The organism is Ochrobactrum sp. P6BSIII (genome assembly GCF_014138065.1).
Lineage (GTDB): Bacteria > Pseudomonadota > Alphaproteobacteria > Rhizobiales > Rhizobiaceae > Brucella.
This window is the reverse complement of record NZ_JACGXB010000011.1, coordinates 39110-56746: the sequence shown is the minus strand read 5'-3', so window position 1 is coordinate 56746 and position 17637 is coordinate 39110. Positions and strand designations below refer to the sequence as shown.

Below are 17637 nucleotides of genomic sequence, written 5' to 3'. Positions count from 1 at the left end.
GGCGAAAACAAGCCAATATATCATTTGATCAAACGCTCAAACCTCGATAAGAAGTCTGCGCCAACGACCCGGAACCTTAACCCGGATCAAGATAGACCAGCACAGGAATGATCAGATGGCACGTTTTGCGCGGCGGATTACGCAAACCTCTCCCAAGAGTTTCGGTATGTTCCAGAAGGCTGCCGCGCTGGCTTCCTCCGGCGTTGACCTCATTCATCTTGAACTCGGCCGCCCCTTCCATGACACGCCTGCGCACATCAAGGACGCCGCAATCAAGGCTTTGCGCGACGGTCACGTGCATTACAGCGACATGCGCGGCGAGACAGAGTTACGCAACGCTCTGCAGAAGAAGCTTGCCGATTACAACAAGATCGATGTGACACCCGATGAAATTCTCATGGTCAACGGTCTTACCCAGGCATCTTTCGTTGCCTTCATGGCTCTTCTCGACGAAGGCGACGAGGCGATTCTGTTGGAACCTTATTATCCGCAGCACATCAACAAGATCGAGATGACCGGAGCTCGCGTCGTGCTGGCCCCTCTTGATCCCAAGGCAAATTTCGGCATTAGCCGCGAGTTGATTGAACCTCTGATTACAGCGCGTACGCGTATGATCGTGCTGGTAAACCCCTCTAACCCGACCGGCCGTGTCTATAGTCGCGCCGAACTGGAAGTTCTGGCTGATCTGGCTATCAAGCATGATCTCGTCATCGTCTCGGACGAAGTCTACGAGCAGATCCTGTTCGATGGTTCTGAACATATCTCAATCGCAGCGCTGCCGGGCATGAAAGAACGCACCATCTCAATGTTCGCCTTCACCAAAGCCTATGCGATGGACGGATGGCGGCTGGGCTATCTTGTCGCCGATGCATCCCTGATGCCAGCCTTCCTCAAGCTAACGGCCAACGAGATCACTCACGTCAACACCTTTATTCAGTATGGCGCTCTGGCAGCTGTCACAGGCCCGGCTGTTATTCTTGACGATATGGTCGCCGACGATCGCCGCAAACGAGACCTCGTTGTGAGCCGCCTCAACCAGATGCCTGGCGTGACATGCGAGAGCCCGGAAGGCACAATCTATGCCTTTCCAGACATTAGCGGCACGGGCCTCACCTCCCAACAGGCTGCCGACATGATCCTTGAGGAAGCCGGCGTTGTTGTTGAGGCTGGTGGCTTTTACGGCAAATCGGGTGACAGCCACTTGCGGGTCTGCTTCGGCTCGGAAAGCTACGAACGGCTCGAACAGGCAATGGATCGGCTCAGCACATTCTTCAACGGCCTCTGACGGGGCCTTTTGCCGACTGGTGGCCTCACCCAGCTGCTCCCAAAGCACCTATCCTTATTAGGTGTGCCTTATTTTCGCACTTCGACTGGCACAGCTCACAATACGATATTTCGATTAATAGAGAGGTATTTTAGATTGCCAGTCAAGATTCCTCACGATCGAGACATAGCCCACCTCGCGGCTTGTCTGTTCCAAAAAAGTGACGGCTGAGGAGAATGGCACTCATCTCCAACAGGATGAGCCAAATGCACAACCAACCAGCTTGTTACTGCCGCATCGTTCAGAAGCAGTGGCAACAAGTGCCTAAGGCCGCAACATCGGCTAATAAATCGAGCTACCCACCACGCAGAGAGTGCGCTCCACCATTATCCCCTGGGATTTCACCGGGCTGACATTGATAGAATATCAGGATCTTTGCGCTACCTGGCCTTCGCGAAATCCGCGAAGGCCAGCAATTTAGCGCTTGAAGTCGATTGGAATTCCCGGCGGTTTGATTTAACTGGAGGGTTCACCGAATAAAACGGATCGCTTCTTGAAGGCACTGGAAATGCTACCAACTCATTCGAGAGGCCATTACGCTTTGGCTACTCGCCCGGAGCGAGTGCTACCTCATGTCGGTCCCAACAATCGCCGAGTTCCTTTGACAGTTTATGCTTCATAATGCGCTGGCTCGGCGTACGCTCGAACTCATCAATCACGGCAATGTAACGTGGATTCTGATAGGGTGCGAGACGGCTCGACAGCCACGCCGAAAGCGTAGCTGGGTCGACTTCGCAACCATATTTCGGCTTGACGAACAGCTTTATGTCCTGCTCGCCAAATTCGGCAGCAACGCCGACAATCGCGCAATCCTCTACCGATGGATGCGCGCCCGCAATATGTTCGACTTCCCATGCGGAAACATTTTCACCTTTACAGCGTACACTGTCGGTCAGGCGACCGTGGAACCAGAGATTGCCGTCTGCGTCGAATGAACCGGAATCGCCGGTATGAAGTGCGCCCTTGCGCAGGGTTTTTTCCGTCGCTTCGGGATTGTGCAAATAACCCTGAAACAAGGCGCCTTCGATAGAAGAACGCACGACGATCTCCCCCTTCTCGCCGTCAGCCACGGGCTGGCCGGTTTCATCAAGAAGCTCAATCGTGAACCATGGCATCGGCTTGCCAACTGCACCGACCGTTCCGTTATCATTACAGGTGGTGATACTGGAAGCCTCGGTCATGCCGTAGCATTCGCGCATCTCGACACCGAAGCGGTCACGGAAAAGCGGCCAGACTTCTTTCGGACAACCGCCGCCCCAAGCGATCCGTACCGGATGATCCCGATCGGAAGCGCTTTCCGGTTGCTTCAGCAATATTTGCAGGATACCGCCCAGATAATGGATATGCGTTGCACCATATTGGCGAACCTGTGCCCAGAAACGGCTGGCGCTGAAACGGTCGACCATCGCCAGTGTGACGTCCTCCAGCGCGGGAAGGACAATGAGTTGTGCGCCGCCGATATGATAAAGCGGCTCCCAGACAAAGAAGACGTCGCCCGGCCGCACCATGGTCAGTTGCCGTACGGCTTCTCCAGCAAGTCGCATCATCCCGTGGGTAACAAGCACGCCCTTTGGCCGTCCGGTTGTGCCGGATGTGTACATGATGGCGAAAAGATCGTTCGCTGTGGGCAGATCACCGGTAAAGCTTGCACTTTCCTGGGCAACGATATCTTGTAGCGATCCTTGACCCGAAGTCAGAATGAAAGCATCTGCCGGTATCTCAGCGCCACTTTCGCGGATGGTTTCCCGTGCATCGGGATCGCAAATGACCACGCCCGCTTCGCAATGCTCCAGAATATAGCGCAGCCCCTCGCCTCGTTGCTGCGCATTGACCGGCACCCAGACTATGCCTACGCGAGCAAGGCCGAACAAGATCGGCAACGAAAGTTCCGAGTTACGCATCATGACCGCAGCACGATCACCGTGCTTCAGCCCACGAGCGTTGAGATGCGCCGCAAGCGCGGCTGACTTCCGCTCTATGGCAGCGAAGCTGATCGGTTCGCCATTGAATAGGGCAAAGTTTTGGTCGGGCTTTTGCGCAGCCTTGGTCAGGAAGCTTCCGAGGAAGCCTTCAAATTTCACAGTCATGGGAGGCACACTCTTTTTGATCAGGAGGAGCGGCGGAGTTTTTCCGCCGCCAGAAGAAGCGTTGTGACGATGAGGAAAACGACGACCGATACAGCGGCAAGCGTCGGATTGAGCTGGAGGATCATGTCGTCCCACATCTGTTTAGGCAAAGTGGTCTTGATGCCGCCACTGACAAAGATCGCAACCGTGAGTTCGTCGAAGGAGGTAATAAAGGCGAAGAGAAACGCCGCCGTCAGACCGCTGCGGATGAGCGGAACGGTCACGAAACGCAGCGCTTGCACCTTGTTCGCACCGAGCGTTGCCGCGGCCTGATCGAGACGCCAGTCATAGCTTTTCAAGACTGCCGCAATCGCAACGAAGGCAAAGGGCAAAGCCAGCACCGTATGGCCGATTACGAGACCCGTATTGGTGGCCACAAGTCCGATCTGGGCGAACAGATAAAACAGGCCGACCGCAATAACTATGCGGGGAACGATCATGGGAGCGAGAAAGAAGGCAAAGATCAGCCCGGCCCAACGTGACCGCGACCGCGCCAATGCCAGCGCTGCAAAGCCACCAATGACCGTCGCGAAGATGGCCGTTGCAAAGGCCACACCGAAGGAGCGCAAGGTCGCAGACAACCAGAGATCGGAGGTGAAATAGGCGCGGAACCAGTCGAGGCTGAAGCCGGGAGGCGGGAATTCCAGAAACTGCGAGCTGGTGAACGCAATCGGAATCACGATCAGCGTCGGCAGCATCAGAAATGCGCAGGACAGAAAGCAATACAGTCCCATCAGACGCTTTGTGACGGCTTGTCCGAGCAACGTACGGACAGCGGTTGCAATGCTGCTTGACGCAAGCGCACAGACTTCCAGAATACGCAAACCGATATTTCGCAGAATACCGGTTTTGCCCTTACGACCGGTGCCCGTATCGCCTGAAAGACTTGAGAGACCGAAAACACGATCATAGACCCAGCACGTGACAAGGGCAGCAACCAGCATCATGGCAGCCAGTGCACCCGCGAAAGCCCAGTTCAGTATTTCCTGCACCTGCACGATGATCAGCTGCGCAAGCATGGTCTGCTGACGTCCGCCTAAAAGGGCTGGAACGATAAAAAAGCCGAGGGAAGAAATGAAGGTTAGAAGCCCGGCTGCTGCTGCCCCCGGCAGGGACAATGGGAAATAGACCAGCCAGAAACTCTTGGCCGAATCCGCCCCCAACGTGCCCGAAGCCTGTGTCAGCCTGCGATCAATCCCGCTCATAACTGGCAGCATGGTCAATACGGCCAGTGGCATCATGGCATGAACCATGCCGATCATGACACCGAACTCGTTATGCAGCATTTCGAGCGGTGAGCCGATGACACCGGAGCCGAGGCCGAGCTGATTGATCGCGCCGGTGCGACCGAGCAGAATAACCCAGGCAAAGCTTTTGACGAGATAGCTCGTCCAGAACGGCACCATGACCAGCAGGATCATGAGACCGCGTTTGCGTTCCGGCAGACGCGACAGCCAGTAGGCGAGTGGATAGCCGAACAGAAGCGAAAACAGCGTGGTCAGAGCAGCGATGCGAAACGTAATCAGCAAAACGAGAAAATAGACATCCGTGTCGAAGATTCGCGTGTAATGCGCCGCCGTCATCGCACCCGTATCGGCATTTTCGAAGCTCAGCCCCATCAGGCGCGCAACGGGCACAAGGAAGAAGATGATCAGGAAGGCGAGCCCCGGCAGAGCAAGCCAGAGCGGACCGAACCGGAAACGGGAACGCGTCGTCGCACCCGCTGGGAAAACTGCAGCTACACTCATGGCGTCACCAGAACGGCGGCTTCAGGCTGCCAGCTCAATGTAACGTTTTCGCCCAGCGCAGGGATAGGCTGTCCCGGCAACACACGCACCGTCAGAAGACGTGCTTCGGCGGCGTCAACCAACACACGCGTTTCGGACCCGGCATAGACCACTTCCGCAACCTGGCCGCTGATACGGTTCACTCCGGTATCTCCGAGCGCCAGATGTTCCGGCCGCACGACGAGAGCCATTTCGCCGCCATCGACCGTGCATGTCTTGTCGAGAAGAAGCTTCGCATTCTTGGTTGCAAGATGCTTGCAACCATCCGTGCCCGCTTCGATATTGCCACGGAAAATATTGGAGATGCCGATAAAGTCTGCTGCGAAAGCGGTTGTCGGGCGGGAGTAGATTTCCTGTGGCGGCGCGATCTGCTCGACCATGGCATGGTTCATCAGACAAATCCGGTCCGAAAGCGCCAGCGCCTCTTCCTGATCGTGCGTCACATAAACAACGGTCGCGCAGGTCTGACGATGCAGCCGCTTGATTTCAAACTGCATATGTTCGCGCAGCTTCTTGTCTAACGCGCCGAGCGGTTCGTCCATGAGAATGATGGAGGGCTGGTAGACAAAGCAGCGCGCCAGCGCCACACGCTGTTGCTGGCCGCCCGAAAGCTCACGTGGAAACCGCGAAGCCAGATGGCCGAGCTGCACCATTTCCAGCGTGCGCTGTACCTGCGCCTTTACATCGGCAGATTTCTGGCCGCGCATCTTCAGCGGAAACGCGATATTTTCTTCGACAGTGAGATGTGGAAACAGCGCATAGTGCTGGAAAACAAGGCCGATGTCGCGCTTATGCACCGGCGTATCGGTTTCGTCCCTGGCATCAATGAAAAGGCGGCCTTCCGTGGGCAAAACAAGGCCGCTGATCATCTGAAGCAGCGTCGTCTTGCCGGATCCTGAAGGTCCAAGAAGTGTAAGAAACTCGCCCTGCTGCACCGCAATAGTCGTCGGTTTAAGCGCGGTGGTTTCACCGTAGCGCTTGGAGAGTCCGTCAACGAGAAGTTTGGGCTGAAGAGCCTGTTCGGGTTTGGCAAGCATGTCGTTCCCTTTTAACCCGGAGTCAGCGGCCATTATGGTCGCTGCTCCACCTTTTGTTTTTGCGTATTGTGTCTTCTGGGAGACCGCGTCGGTCACCTTCAGTTCAGCTTATCCCAGTATCCAGGCATTGAAGCGCTCGGTCATTTCGGAACGATTGGCGCTCCACCAGTCTTCCCTGGCAATGCTCATCTGTTTCAGATTGGCTTCGAAGGTCGGCAGTGACGATGCCCGTTCTGCGGGAATATGCTCATAGGCCTTCAGGTTGGTCGGGCCGTAAGCGAGGAATTCCGTGAACAGCGCCTGTTGCTTCGGATCGGTGCAGAATTTGACAAACTGACGCGCACTGTCGGCACGCGGCGAGCCTTTCGGGATACCCCAGCCTTCAATGGAATAGAGGCCCTGGTTCCAGCCGATTCTCACGGGAGCGCCACCGTCGATGACGGCCTGCGCGCGGGCGTTCCACAAAGCAATCATGTCCACTTCGCCGCTCTGGATGAGCTGGCTCGACTGGGCACCGCCCGTCCACCACACATCCACATGCGGCTTGATTTTTTCAAGACTGGCATAAGCGCGCTCGATATCGAGCGGGTAGAGCTTGTCGAGCGGAACACCGTCAGCGAGCAATGCCTGCTCCAGCGTATCGATCGGGTTCTTGCGCAAAGACCGGCGCCCCGGAAATTTCTCGACGTTCCAGAAATCCGACCAGGATTTCGGCGCGGTGGTATCGTCGAACTTGTCGGTACGATAAGCCATGATCGTCGAATAGACATCGACACCGAGCCAGACATTCGTCAGCGAATCCGGCATCAGGCCGGGAACATCCCCGGCAGCAATATTGATCGGCTCCAACAGATCGCGCTTCTGGAGGATATCGCGCGCCGACAGTGTCAGCGTGCAGACATCCCAGCTATAGGAACCTGTCTCGACCATAGCGCGAAATTGCGCGGTCGGTTCGGCATCGCGCGCCACGTTGATGACCTTGATGCCCGTCGCCTTTTCAAAAGGATCATAAAAGGCTTTGCGATAACCAGGGCTGTAAGGGCCGCCCGGATCAGCAACGGTCAGAGGTTCGGCCGCGAATGCACGACGCGTCAGCATAGCTGGAGCAGCCAGAGCAATCCCGAGCCCGCCTCCGAGCTTCAACAGATTGCGGCGATGAAGTGTAATCGTTTTCCCGTTTTTCATTGTTTTCCCTCCGGCAGGTCATTTAGTTATGCATTAGGACATGCGACTGCCCGCCACAATTTGCGTGGCGGGCAGCGCTGCATCAGGATGCCTTTCGGGCAGCGCGAGCGGCGAGAAACTGCTCCATCATGCGAGCCGGTTCACCTGAGGCATATGCTTCCTTCTGAATGCGCGAGCCGGCGTCCAGACAATCGCGGAAGCCTGCTTCCGTCATTTCGCGGAAACGCTGCTTGTTGAGGCGCATGGCAACCGGCGGCTTGGCACCAAGCTCACGTCCGAGTGCAATTGCTTCATCCAGAACCTTCGACTGGTCCACAATGCGGTTGATGATGCCGATGGCACGGCATTCGTCGGAATCTATCAGGCGACCACTCAGCGTCAGATCTATGGTGCGGGCGAGACCGATAATCTCGCGCATGATCCAGGGGCCCGTCGTGCTGGCGATACCAGAATTGATTTCCGGCTGCCCCATACGAACAGCCGGATGGCCGATGCGGAAGTCACAAAGAAGAGCGACCTGAAAGGCCGAACCCGCAGCGACACCATTAAGTGCAGCAATCAGCGGCTTGGACAACGAACGCATGCGATCATAGAGACGCTCCCATTCGCCAACCCACTCTTTGCCGCGTTCGGCGTCAAAAGTGCGGGTTTCGTTGAGATCCTGACCGGCACTGAACGCGCGATCACCGGCACCCGTCAGGATGATAGCGCGGATATCGGCATCGCTTTCAAACGCATCGAAGGCATCGATGAGCTGACGACGCATGGCACTGTGCCAGGCATTGAGAATATGCGGACGATTAAGGGTGATGATGCCAACTTCGCCGCGACGCTCAGTCAGAATAAAGCGATCCATTATGTTCTCCCTTGGATTATGCGCTTATCGATATATTTTTATTGCATTGCAATAATTATTATGGTATCGTGATTTTGTTATATCACAATGTCAAGCATCTTTTCAGATGCCTTGATAATTCTGCTATTGATGCAAGATGATCTCAGGCGGGTTTTGGATGGTACGGAAAGCGAAAAAGACAGCAAAATCAATCAATGAAAGCGAAAACGGCGATCGCGATCCATTGCTTGTGCAGTCAGTGGAAAAAGCATTCCGTGTCATGCGCGCCTTTGATGGCAGCAGACCGACACTTAGTCTGTCACAGATCGCGGAAGAGACGGGGCTAGACATTTCCGCGGCACAACGTTTTACCTATACGCTGACCAAACTTGGCTACTTGACGAAGAGTAGCGAAACAAAGCGTTTCGAACTGGGCGTAAAGACACTGGACTTCGGCTACCACTACAGCCGCGCCAGCGTGTTGGTGGAGCGCGGCACGCCCTACCTACTACATTTGAGTAAAACTACAGAAGAGACTGTTAATTTGACTGTTCTCGACGGGACCGACATCGTGTTCGTGCAGCGTTTTATGAGCCGTCACGTATTGAATAATGATGTCGTCACCGGCATGCGCCTGCCCGCTTATTGTACGGCACCCGGTATTGCCATTCTCTCAGCACTATCAGAGACGGAAGCGAATGATGTGTTAGATCGTTCGCATTTACATCCCTACACACCACACACCACCTGGAATCGCGAGGAATTGAACGCAAAGCTCAAACAAGCCGCAACCAAAGGCTATGCAACAGCTTTTGAGGAGTATTTCCACGGAGATCTGTCCTTCGCCTCACCCATTCTGGACGCTCGCGGCCATCCCTATGGTGCAATCAATATTGCTGTTTCCCGCAGTCGCTACACGCCGGAGGAAGCGGAAGAAAAATACGCCCCCCTCGTGACAGCTGCGGCTCGATCCATCACTCTTATAACGCAGGTAAGACGTTAAACGGAAATAACGAAGTACAGCAGCAGTGTTTTTTGCGGCTGCGATAGCCAAAGAAGCCTGGACGGTTTGGGGTTAATTTTGTTGTGTGGCAACGCACCAGAAGGTGCTTCGCCTTTCGAAGGCCTGGTGCGATCTCTCACATCCGCATCGAATTGCGCATCAGGGGGACCAAAAATCTAGAACTCTGCTCCTGCTATCTGCTTCGTCGCGAACATGTCAGCAGCGCTCCTCATGAGGAGTAGGCCCTACCACGTCACAATGCCAAGAACATCGCAGTCCCAACATTAGTCTAGATGCGGGCCGCCAAAGCACCCTCAGTCCTCAGAATTTTTAGCTAAATCCGTTTGCCGGAGTTGCCGTCGAACAAATGCATCCGATTCTGATCACCAGCAACGTGCACAATCGCTCCCACTTCCAGTTCACTGTCCCGTGGAAACTCGACCGTTAACATCTTCGGCTGACCTATTTCTAAATAGCCAAATATTTGACTACCCAGTCGCTCCACGACCGCCAATTCGCCCGTAAACCAGGCTTCATCTGTAAGGCACAGCTTTAGATCTTCTGGACGAAGCCCCAGGGTGACATGATTAGGATAAGAAAACGTTTTTCCACCTACCCCAAGCATGATGGATTTTGCATCATATTCGAATATAATGCCTTCATTACTCTCCTTTCTCAACACACCATGAATGGCGTTCATTGTTGGACTGCCGATAAACTGCGCGACGAAGAGGCTGGCAGGATTGCGATAAATATCAAGCGGCTTTCCGATCTGCTCGACATTTCCGCGGTTCATAACCACGATACGGTCGGCCAAGGTCATCGCCTCCACCTGATCATGCGTCACATAGACAGTCGTAGCCTTGATGGTTCTGTGCAGCTTCGCAATTTCCAGCCGCATTTCGACACGCAATGCGGCATCAAGATTTGACAACGGCTCATCGAACAGAAAGGCATTTGGTTGCCTGACGATTGCTCGCCCCATTGCGACACGCTGACGCTGACCGCCTGACAATTGCGCTGGTCGTCGCGCAAGAAACTCCCCAATCTTAAGAGTCTCCGCCACCGCGTTGATACGCGACGACAGGTCATTATCATTCGCGCCCCGCATCTTGAGCCCGAAGGCCATATTCTCTTCGACGCTCATATGGGGATAGAGCGCATAATCCTGGAATACCATCGCGATATTGCGTTCCGATGGCGAAAGGTCGTTGACCACGGTGTCGCCGAATTTCAGTTCGCCGCCGGATATTTCCTCAAGGCCAGCGATCATTCTAAGCAAAGTTGATTTGCCGCAACCGGAGGGACCGACCAAGACAACGAATTCACCGCTCTCAATCTGAATATCCAGATCCTGGATCACCTTATGGGTGCCATAGGATTTCTGGATTCGCTCCAATGCGATGGCAATCATACCCTCTCCTCCCAGAGTTTCCGCTTGACGTCATTTATTAATATTATTATCAATAATGATAATTGAGTTAAAACGCAAGAAGGCGCGATTATCGGCGTGGCTTATTTTTCATCGAAACTCGTTCAAAGCAGACCTCCGAAAGCGGCAGTCGTGTTTGAAGCGCTTAAGCAAGATATAATGCTTGGGTCTCTGCCCGCAGGCTCCAATCTTACGGAATTGGAAATAGCGGCACATTTTCAGTGCAGCCAGGGCCCTGTTCGAGAAGCGCTGCTTCAGCTGCAGGAAGAGGGGCTCGTTCTGCGGCAAGGACACCGAGGCACGCAGGTTTCCCTGTGCACTCCCGACGAAGCCGTGGAGATGTTCCGGCTTCGCAACTCGATAGAATGCAATGGAATTTTGCGTGTCATGGCCCGCCAATCGAAGCATCTGATCGACGATCTTCGGATCATGCTGGATAATATGTTGCAGGCTGCTGAAGAAGAAGACGAATATCGCCTTGCGGCGATCGACCGCGATTTTCACCGGCGCATATTCGAGGAAGCAGATCTTCCAGCTCTCAATCCCATCCTCCACCGCTGCCTGGTGCACAATCACCGCTTCAAGATTTCGCAGAGCCGAAGCGAGCGCGATCTGCGCGGAACGGCACTACGACATTGTTCCATCATCGACGCCATCGAAGTAGGCGACGCTGCCGCGGCTCAATTGGCTATGGGGCACCATATTGCAACGATTGTCGATCTTGGCCCGGCAGTTTTCCCAGATGAGGCGCGCCCATGACAGCCCTTGCTCTCAATCGTGAACTCCAACCGGAAATGCAGGAACTGCTCGAAAAGCTGGCGGTTGAATTGTCGGCGGCTCCAGATCCGATGACGCTGCCTCCTGCGGAAGGCCGTGCGCAAACAGAACAGAACAATAAGCGCTGGAACGTCAATCTTCCCAGAATGCATGATATGCGGTCGATCCGCGTCGCCGCCGACTCGTCCGTTGGCTCGAACGAGACGCCTCTTCTGATCCTCGAACCGGAAACGCGGCGACCGGGGACCATTCTGTTTATTCATGGCGGTGGCTTTGCGTTCTGCAGCCCGAGCACCCACGAACGCTTTGCGCGGGTTCTTGCCGAAAAGACACGAATGACCGTGGCTCTGCCGGATTACAGACTCGCTCCTGAAAATCCCTTCCCTGCTGGCCTTCACGACGTCATCGGCACACTGCGAGCATTGCTGGACGGCGAAATCGACGGATTAGGTGGACCTGTCTACATCGCAGGTGATTCAGCCGGAGCGAACCTTTCACTTGCCGCGATGCTAAACGAGGTTGAAAGCGATAGGCCGCTTCCTCAAGGCGCTCTACTTTTTTATGGCAATTATGCCATGGATTTCGAAACACCGTCCTATCAGGTTTTCAGGAACGGCCCTGGACTGACAACAGATAAAATGAAGCGTTACTGGGGCTGGTACGCGGCTTCGAATGACATCGCGTCCAATCCACTTGCCTGCCCGCTTCAGGCCGACGATACGGTGCTTGGACGTCTTCCGCCGCTCTACCTCACAGCCGCCGGTATAGATCCCCTCTACTCCGATACGGTCTCGCTGCATGAACGTCTTCTGAAGATCGGTCGTAAAGACGAATTCGCTATTAACGAAGGCGTCGTGCACGGCTTCTTGCAATACACAAATGAACTCACGGCAGCCGAAGCAGCGTTGGAGGACGCAGCTCAGGCATTGAGCCGCATGGCCTGATCGGGAAAGGCCACAACATTAAATGGGAGGAATAACATGTTGAAATCTCTGATGCTCAGTGCGGCATTTGCTGCTGCACTGACTGTATCGGCGCAAGCCGCTGAAACCGTCCGTTTCTGGTATCATTTCGACAATCCGGAAAATCCGATGTCGCAACTGATCGCCAAGTTCGAAGAAGCTAATCCCGACATCAAGATCGAAGCTGAGAACATTCCCTGGAATAGCTATTACGACAATCTCTATACTTCGATTGTCGGCGGCAGTGCGCCCGACGCTGCTATGGTCAAGCTGTTCGCACAGCCTCGGCTGACCGAGATGGGCGCGCTGGAACCACTGGGCGAGCGCATCGATAGCTGGGCAGGAAAGAGCGATCTGCTCGACAACCTGCTTGAACTGAACAAAGCAGCGGATGGCACCCAATATTACTTGCCTATTCAGTATGTAGTCCTCTATCTCTATTATCGTGCCGATCTCTTCAAGGAAGCCGGGCTGGAACCGCCTAAAACCTGCGAAGATTTCCGTAATGCTGCGATCAAGTTGACCGATGCTCCCAACCGTTATGGCTTCGGTCTTCGCGGCGGCAAGGGTGGCTGGGATCAATGGGGCGCCTTCGTGTTCTCGCAGGGGGCTGAGTTGAAACCGGGAGGTCTGACGACACCTTCCGCAATCTCTGCCAATCAGTGGATGATTGATCTTCTCCAGAAGGATAAAGTCATTCCTCCGTCCGCGCCAAACGATGGTTTCCAGGAAATCATCGCTGCTTTCAAAAGCGGTAAAACTGCTATGACCATTCATCACATCGGCTCTTCCAAGGATCTTGTCGCCGCCCTTGGAGACAAGGTGTCCGCTGTACCGGTGCCTGAATGCGCTAATAATCGTTGGACTTCCTATGGAGATGAATCTCTCGCGATCTTCTCGTCCTCGACGGTGAAGGACGCCGCATGGAAATGGATCTCCTTCCTTGCAGAAGGCGAGAACAACGTTGCCTTCAATAGCGCCACGGGCCAGATGACCGTTACAAAAAGCGGCTCTAAAGACTGGAAGCTGCATGAACGCCGGTTCGTCGACGCCACGGTCGCTTCGCTGCCATTCGCGCATGTTCTGCCGCAGAATGAAGGTACCTCGGAGTTCGTCAATACGGCATGGCAGACCGCAATGCAGCGGTCGCTGACGGGGCAGATCACATCCGAGCAGATGATGCAGGAACTGGACAAGCTGTTCCAGAACTAGCCCCTATTCGTGGCGACGCTCTTTCGGAAGCGTCGTCACATCGTCTCGTCAAGAGTCTTTTTCGCAAGCCACTCACGATTACGAGCATGGATAGATAGCCTATGTCCGCCGTTCCCTCCTCTGTCAGCGCACCGAAAGCCCTTCGTCGAAGACAGAAAACGCTGCTGCCCTATTGGCTCTTGAGCCCTGCCGTGATCGTCACTTTGGTGATCGTTTTCCTGCCGATGCTTCAGGCCGTCTGGACGAGCTTCTATGACCTCGTGCTGTTCAAGCCGAAAGCCACAGCCTTTGTAGGGATCGGCAACTATATAAAACTGCTTCAAGATCCGGTGTTCTGGGCCGCGTTCTGGAACACATGCATCTGGATCGGCCTGACAGTCCCGCTTCAGATGGGACTGGGCTTGATGACCGCTTTGCTACTCAACAGGGAATTTCCCTGGCGCGGTCTGGCGCGCGCCTTGGTCATCATTCCGTGGGCCCTGCCCAGCGTCGTTATCGCATTGATGTGGCGTTGGATATATGATCCGAATACCGGTGTTCTCAATGAGATACTGCTCAATGTGTCGGTCATAAGCCATGCTGTTCCATGGCTCGCCGATCCAAACATTGCGCTCTTTGCCATCATCGCAACACTGACCTGGCAAGGCTTTCCATTCTTCGCAATCATGATCCTTGCCGGACTACAGGGAATTCCCAAAAGCCAGTATGAGGCGGCGTCTATCGACGGTGCGTCGCCGTGGCGTCAGTTTGTGAATGTAACGCTCCCGGGCATCGCTCCTGTTCTCGCAACGGCAGGTTTGCTGCGCGTCATATGGGTCGCCAATTCGATGGACGTTATCTTCGTCATGACGGGCGGTGGCCCTGGCTATTCGACCTACACGCTGCCTCTCTATGCGTTTGTAAAAGCGCGGCAAAATCTGGATTTTGGATATGGCACCGCAATTGCCGTTACCTTCACACTGCTGCTTGGTGTGATCGTAGTTCTTTATCTTGGCCGCACAATGCGTGAGGTTGAAAAATGAAACGTCAAAGCACCCTCAGGCGTATTTTGACAACCGACTTGCCGGTTGCCTGCATCGTCCTCTTTGCCCTCGCACCATTCGCCTGGATGGTTCTAACGTCGCTGACGCCGACTGACCAGCTGTCTTCTGGCAGCGTATCATTGTCTCCGTCAGGCTGGAGCCTTGATAATTACGAACGCCTTTTCAACAAGGCGCAGTTCTATAAGAATATGCTCGACAGTCTTGTTATCGCTGTCGGCACAGTGGTCCTTGGTCTCGCTGTTTCCGTAACCGCAGCCTATGCGCTATCCCGCTTCCGCTTTATCGGACGCAAACTGTTCATGATGCAGTTTCTGCTGATCAACATGTTTCCCATCGTGTTACTGATCCTTCCACTGTTCGTGCTGATGCGGAAATATGGCATTCTGGACACCTATTTCGGGCTCATTCTGGCAAACGCCACGGTCGCCATCCCGTTCTCGGTCTGGATGCTGACAAGCTATGTAGCAGCCATTCCGAAAAGCCTCGACGAAGCGGCCATGATCGACGGCTGCTCACGGCTTGCGGCTCTCCGGCGTGTGGTCCTGCCTCTCATGATGCCAGGCATCATTTCCACCGGAATATACATCTTCATCACGGCCTGGAACGAGTATCTCTATGCGCTCACGCTTGGGGGGCGCAATGTGCGTCCCGTTACCGTCGCCATTCAGACACTGATTGGCGAATACCAGATTGAATGGGGTTTGCTGGCCGCAGGCGCAGTTGTCGGCGCGATGCCTGCAACGGTTCTTTTTTTACTCGTTCAAAAACGGCTCATCGGCGGCCTCACACAAGGGGCGGTCAAAGGCTGATGCCTTCCATCTCTACGCGTTCTTCATCCAATCGAGGAAAGACCATGAACCCCATCGGGTTGATTTCAATGCAATATGCGCGGCCCTTTACGGCCGAGCACTTCCCCCTGTTCTCTAAGATGCGAGAGCATGGTTTCGATTTCGTCGAATTGCTGGTTCCAGAACCCGGCGAGCTTGATCTGAAAGAGACGCGCAAGGCGCTGGATGATGCCGGGCTTGGTGTCGTTCTCGCGGCACGTGTCAATCTGGAACGCAATATTTCGTCGTCCGAGGCCAAAGGCCGTCAGGGCGGTATCGACTATCTTAAATATACAGTCGATTGTGCTCATGCGCTGGGCGCGCAGGTGGTTGGTGGACCACTAACCGGCAACCCGCTTGTCTTTGCCGGCCGTCCGCCACAGCCTGTTTCGGAAGACGAGCGTTTGCGGCGCAAGGAAAGCTGTGTTGAAGCTCTTAAAACGGCCGGGCAACATGCGGAAGGCAGCAATGTCCTGCTAGCGGTCGAGCCGCTCAACCGCTTTGAAAGCGACGTTCTGTGCACTACACAGCAGGCTATAGAGCTGCTGGATGCAGTCGATCAGCCTGCTGTGAAGCTGATGCTGGATACTTTCCATATGCATATGGAAGAAAGCTCGATACCCGAAGCCATCAAGCTCGCGGGCGAACTGGTTGTTCACTTTCAAGCCAATGAAAATCATCGCGGCTTTCCCGGCACCGGCGCAACAGACTGGGTTGCGATTTGTCGCGCGCTGCATGAAATCGGCTACACCGGGCCCATTTCCTTGGAGCCGTTCCGACGACAGGATGATCGCTTTGGCGTTCCTTTCGCTCAATGGCGTGCTCCGCATGAGGACGAAAGTGATCGCCTCGCCGCCAGTACTGCATTTATGAAAAGCCATCTTCTTCTTACGGAATATCGTCGATGACCCTCAAAATCGGTTGGATAGGTTGCGGTGTGCACGCAACCCAGATGCTGCTGCCACAGCTTGTTCGTTATGATGTCGAGATCGCGGCCCTTTGTGATATAGACGCAGCGCGTCTCACCAATGCCGGAAGACAGTTTGGCGTCCGCACGCTTACCAGCGACGTAGAAACCTTGCTGAATACGCCCGGTCTGGACGCTATCGGCATGGCTGTCGGCCCCGACCAGCATCTGGCATTTGGAAAAGCAGCGCTGGAACGCGGGCTGCCGGTTTTTATGGAAAAACCGCCTTCTGGCTCGGCGGTAGGTGCGCGCGAACTTCTCAAGGCATCGGAAAAAGCCAAAAAGCCGCTCCTATTGGGCTTTATGAAGCGCTATTCCATCGGAAACAAGATTGCCGCGAACATCATCCGATCCGGCCAATTTGGTGACGTACTGGGGCTTACCGGCTATTATATGACAGCTCCCGGCTATTTTGCGGGGAACGTCGACTATACCGGCTTCTTTTTACATCACTGCGTCCACTATATGGACCTCGTTTCCCATCTCGTTTCGCCAGTTCGCAAACTCACTGCCAGGAAGGTAGAAAAGGAACCGGGTAGACTTCTCATTCACACATCGTTCGATTTCGAATGCGGGGCGATCGGCACAATCGCCATGGGGACCATTCAGTCGCGTGGCACACCGGTTGAGCGTATCGAACTTATGGGCGATCATCAACGTATCGAGGTGGACAACGTCATCGACGTGCGATGGAATCGAAACCCGACCTTCAAGATCGATGATCCCAAAGCCACTCTTTCGAGCGATTGTGATACGCTGGCATGGAAACCGAACTTCACGGCGGCCGCCAATGAAGATCCGAAAGGCTATCACGGGTTGCTAGCGGATGTGATTCCGGCGCTGAAAGGTGAGGACACGGCCGCGCCGAACATTGCGGACGGGGTTATAGCCATGGAGCGGTTGGAAGCCATGCGGTCGAGTATTGGCGTCTAGCATAAGTCTTAATTGCTGCGCTTACAGGATTTATAATTTTGATATAAGACACGTCAGCAGCTTTGCTTGCGACGTGTCTGAGGCCGCACATCAAATTGCTGCGGGCCTGTCCTGCCATCTGTTTATCAGACATTAGTTTCTCTGCAACATTAGTACGACCCTAACGCCTTGAACGGATAAGAACCGC

At 54.6% G+C, this 17637-nt stretch carries 15 protein-coding genes; 9 read left to right on the top strand and 6 right to left on the bottom strand.

Annotated features, from left to right (window positions below):
* Positions 1–115: 115 nt before the first annotated feature.
* On the top strand, positions 116–1285 hold the full coding sequence (locus FHW00_RS16135) for a pyridoxal phosphate-dependent aminotransferase (protein WP_078337410.1): 1170 nt from the start codon (positions 116–118) through the stop codon (positions 1283–1285).
* Positions 1286–1869: 584 nt separating this feature from the next.
* Here the strand turns inward: FHW00_RS16135 and FHW00_RS16130 are convergent.
* The 5 genes from FHW00_RS16130 to FHW00_RS16110 form a co-directional block, all read right to left on the bottom strand.
* The gene (locus FHW00_RS16130; protein ID WP_078337411.1) at positions 1870–3411 is read right to left on the bottom strand and encodes an AMP-binding protein; all 1542 of its coding nucleotides are present in this window, start codon (positions 3409–3411) and stop codon (positions 1870–1872) included.
* A gap of 20 nt (positions 3412–3431) precedes the next feature.
* Complete coding sequence (locus tag FHW00_RS16125; RefSeq protein ID WP_078337413.1) at positions 3432–5198, bottom strand: ABC transporter permease subunit; 1767 nt, start codon at positions 5196–5198, stop codon at positions 3432–3434.
* Positions 5195–6274 carry an ABC transporter ATP-binding protein gene (locus tag FHW00_RS16120; protein WP_078337414.1) on the bottom strand — a complete coding sequence of 360 codons (1080 nt, stop codon included), beginning with the start codon at positions 6272–6274 and terminating at the stop codon, positions 5195–5197. The genes FHW00_RS16125 and FHW00_RS16120 overlap by 4 nt, the downstream gene beginning before the upstream one ends.
* 108 nt (positions 6275–6382) lie before the next feature.
* Positions 6383–7459 (bottom strand): polyamine ABC transporter substrate-binding protein, encoded by a 1077-nt coding sequence (locus tag FHW00_RS16115; protein WP_078337415.1) that lies wholly within the window; start codon positions 7457–7459, stop codon positions 6383–6385.
* Positions 7460–7541: 82 nt separating this feature from the next.
* Positions 7542–8315: an enoyl-CoA hydratase/isomerase family protein gene (locus FHW00_RS16110; protein ID WP_078337416.1), complete on the bottom strand. Its 774-nt coding sequence runs from the start codon at positions 8313–8315 to the stop codon at positions 7542–7544.
* Positions 8316–8472: 157 nt separating this feature from the next.
* Here FHW00_RS16110 and FHW00_RS16105 point away from each other — a divergent pair, with 157 nt between their 5' ends.
* A complete protein-coding gene (locus FHW00_RS16105; protein ID WP_078337496.1) occupies positions 8473–9297 on the top strand; it encodes an IclR family transcriptional regulator in 825 nt (274 codons plus the stop codon).
* Between the two features lie 334 nt (positions 9298–9631).
* On the opposite strand, the gene FHW00_RS16100 is transcribed toward FHW00_RS16105, so the two are convergent.
* Positions 9632–10711, bottom strand: a complete 1080-nt coding sequence (locus FHW00_RS16100) for an ABC transporter ATP-binding protein (RefSeq protein WP_078337417.1) — start codon at positions 10709–10711, stop codon at positions 9632–9634.
* Positions 10712–10861: 150 nt separating this feature from the next.
* Between FHW00_RS16100 and FHW00_RS16095 the strand changes: the two genes are divergently transcribed.
* The 7 genes from FHW00_RS16095 to FHW00_RS16065 all read left to right on the top strand — a co-directional run bounded on the left by FHW00_RS16095 (position 10862) and on the right by FHW00_RS16065 (position 17450).
* Positions 10862–11488 (top strand): GntR family transcriptional regulator, encoded by a 627-nt coding sequence (locus FHW00_RS16095; RefSeq protein WP_445557879.1) that lies wholly within the window; start codon positions 10862–10864, stop codon positions 11486–11488.
* On the top strand, positions 11485–12450 hold the full coding sequence (locus FHW00_RS16090) for an alpha/beta hydrolase (protein ID WP_078337420.1): 966 nt from the start codon (positions 11485–11487) through the stop codon (positions 12448–12450). Before FHW00_RS16095 ends, FHW00_RS16090 begins: the two co-directional genes overlap by 4 nt.
* A gap of 36 nt (positions 12451–12486) precedes the next feature.
* On the top strand, positions 12487–13680 hold the full coding sequence (locus FHW00_RS16085; protein ID WP_078337421.1) for an ABC transporter substrate-binding protein: 1194 nt from the start codon (positions 12487–12489) through the stop codon (positions 13678–13680).
* 101 nt (positions 13681–13781) lie between these two features.
* A complete protein-coding gene (locus tag FHW00_RS16080; RefSeq protein ID WP_078337423.1) occupies positions 13782–14702 on the top strand; it encodes a carbohydrate ABC transporter permease in 921 nt (306 codons plus the stop codon).
* The gene (locus FHW00_RS16075) at positions 14699–15532 is read left to right on the top strand and encodes a carbohydrate ABC transporter permease (RefSeq protein WP_078337424.1); all 834 of its coding nucleotides are present in this window, start codon (positions 14699–14701) and stop codon (positions 15530–15532) included. Before FHW00_RS16080 ends, FHW00_RS16075 begins: the two co-directional genes overlap by 4 nt.
* A 44-nt stretch (positions 15533–15576) precedes the next feature.
* Positions 15577–16458, top strand: coding sequence for a sugar phosphate isomerase/epimerase family protein (locus FHW00_RS16070; protein ID WP_078337425.1), 882 nt, complete (start codon positions 15577–15579; stop codon positions 16456–16458).
* Positions 16455–17450, top strand: a complete 996-nt coding sequence (locus FHW00_RS16065; protein ID WP_078337426.1) for a Gfo/Idh/MocA family protein — start codon at positions 16455–16457, stop codon at positions 17448–17450. Before FHW00_RS16070 ends, FHW00_RS16065 begins: the two co-directional genes overlap by 4 nt.
* The last annotated feature ends 187 nt before the right edge of the window (positions 17451–17637 follow it).

What these genes read in the sequence shown, in the direction of transcription:
- FHW00_RS16135 (WP_078337410.1), top strand. Translation starts at nt 116, where the DNA reads ATGGCACGTTTTGCGCGGCGGATTACGCAAACCTCTCCCAAGAGTTTC.
- FHW00_RS16130 (WP_078337411.1), bottom strand. Translation starts at nt 3,411, where the DNA reads ATGACTGTGAAATTTGAAGGCTTCCTCGGAAGCTTCCTGACCAAGGCT.
- FHW00_RS16125 (WP_078337413.1), bottom strand. Translation starts at nt 5,198, where the DNA reads ATGAGTGTAGCTGCAGTTTTCCCAGCGGGTGCGACGACGCGTTCCCGT.
- FHW00_RS16120 (WP_078337414.1), bottom strand. Translation starts at nt 6,274, where the DNA reads ATGCTTGCCAAACCCGAACAGGCTCTTCAGCCCAAACTTCTCGTTGAC.
- FHW00_RS16115 (WP_078337415.1), bottom strand. Translation starts at nt 7,459, where the DNA reads ATGAAAAACGGGAAAACGATTACACTTCATCGCCGCAATCTGTTGAAG.
- FHW00_RS16110 (WP_078337416.1), bottom strand. Translation starts at nt 8,315, where the DNA reads ATGGATCGCTTTATTCTGACTGAGCGTCGCGGCGAAGTTGGCATCATC.
- FHW00_RS16105 (WP_078337496.1), top strand. Translation starts at nt 8,473, where the DNA reads ATGGTACGGAAAGCGAAAAAGACAGCAAAATCAATCAATGAAAGCGAA.
- FHW00_RS16100 (WP_078337417.1), bottom strand. Translation starts at nt 10,711, where the DNA reads ATGATTGCCATCGCATTGGAGCGAATCCAGAAATCCTATGGCACCCAT.
- FHW00_RS16090 (WP_078337420.1), top strand. Translation starts at nt 11,485, where the DNA reads ATGACAGCCCTTGCTCTCAATCGTGAACTCCAACCGGAAATGCAGGAA.
- FHW00_RS16085 (WP_078337421.1), top strand. Translation starts at nt 12,487, where the DNA reads ATGTTGAAATCTCTGATGCTCAGTGCGGCATTTGCTGCTGCACTGACT.
- FHW00_RS16080 (WP_078337423.1), top strand. Translation starts at nt 13,782, where the DNA reads ATGTCCGCCGTTCCCTCCTCTGTCAGCGCACCGAAAGCCCTTCGTCGA.
- FHW00_RS16075 (WP_078337424.1), top strand. Translation starts at nt 14,699, where the DNA reads ATGAAACGTCAAAGCACCCTCAGGCGTATTTTGACAACCGACTTGCCG.
- FHW00_RS16070 (WP_078337425.1), top strand. Translation starts at nt 15,577, where the DNA reads ATGAACCCCATCGGGTTGATTTCAATGCAATATGCGCGGCCCTTTACG.
- FHW00_RS16065 (WP_078337426.1), top strand. Translation starts at nt 16,455, where the DNA reads ATGACCCTCAAAATCGGTTGGATAGGTTGCGGTGTGCACGCAACCCAG.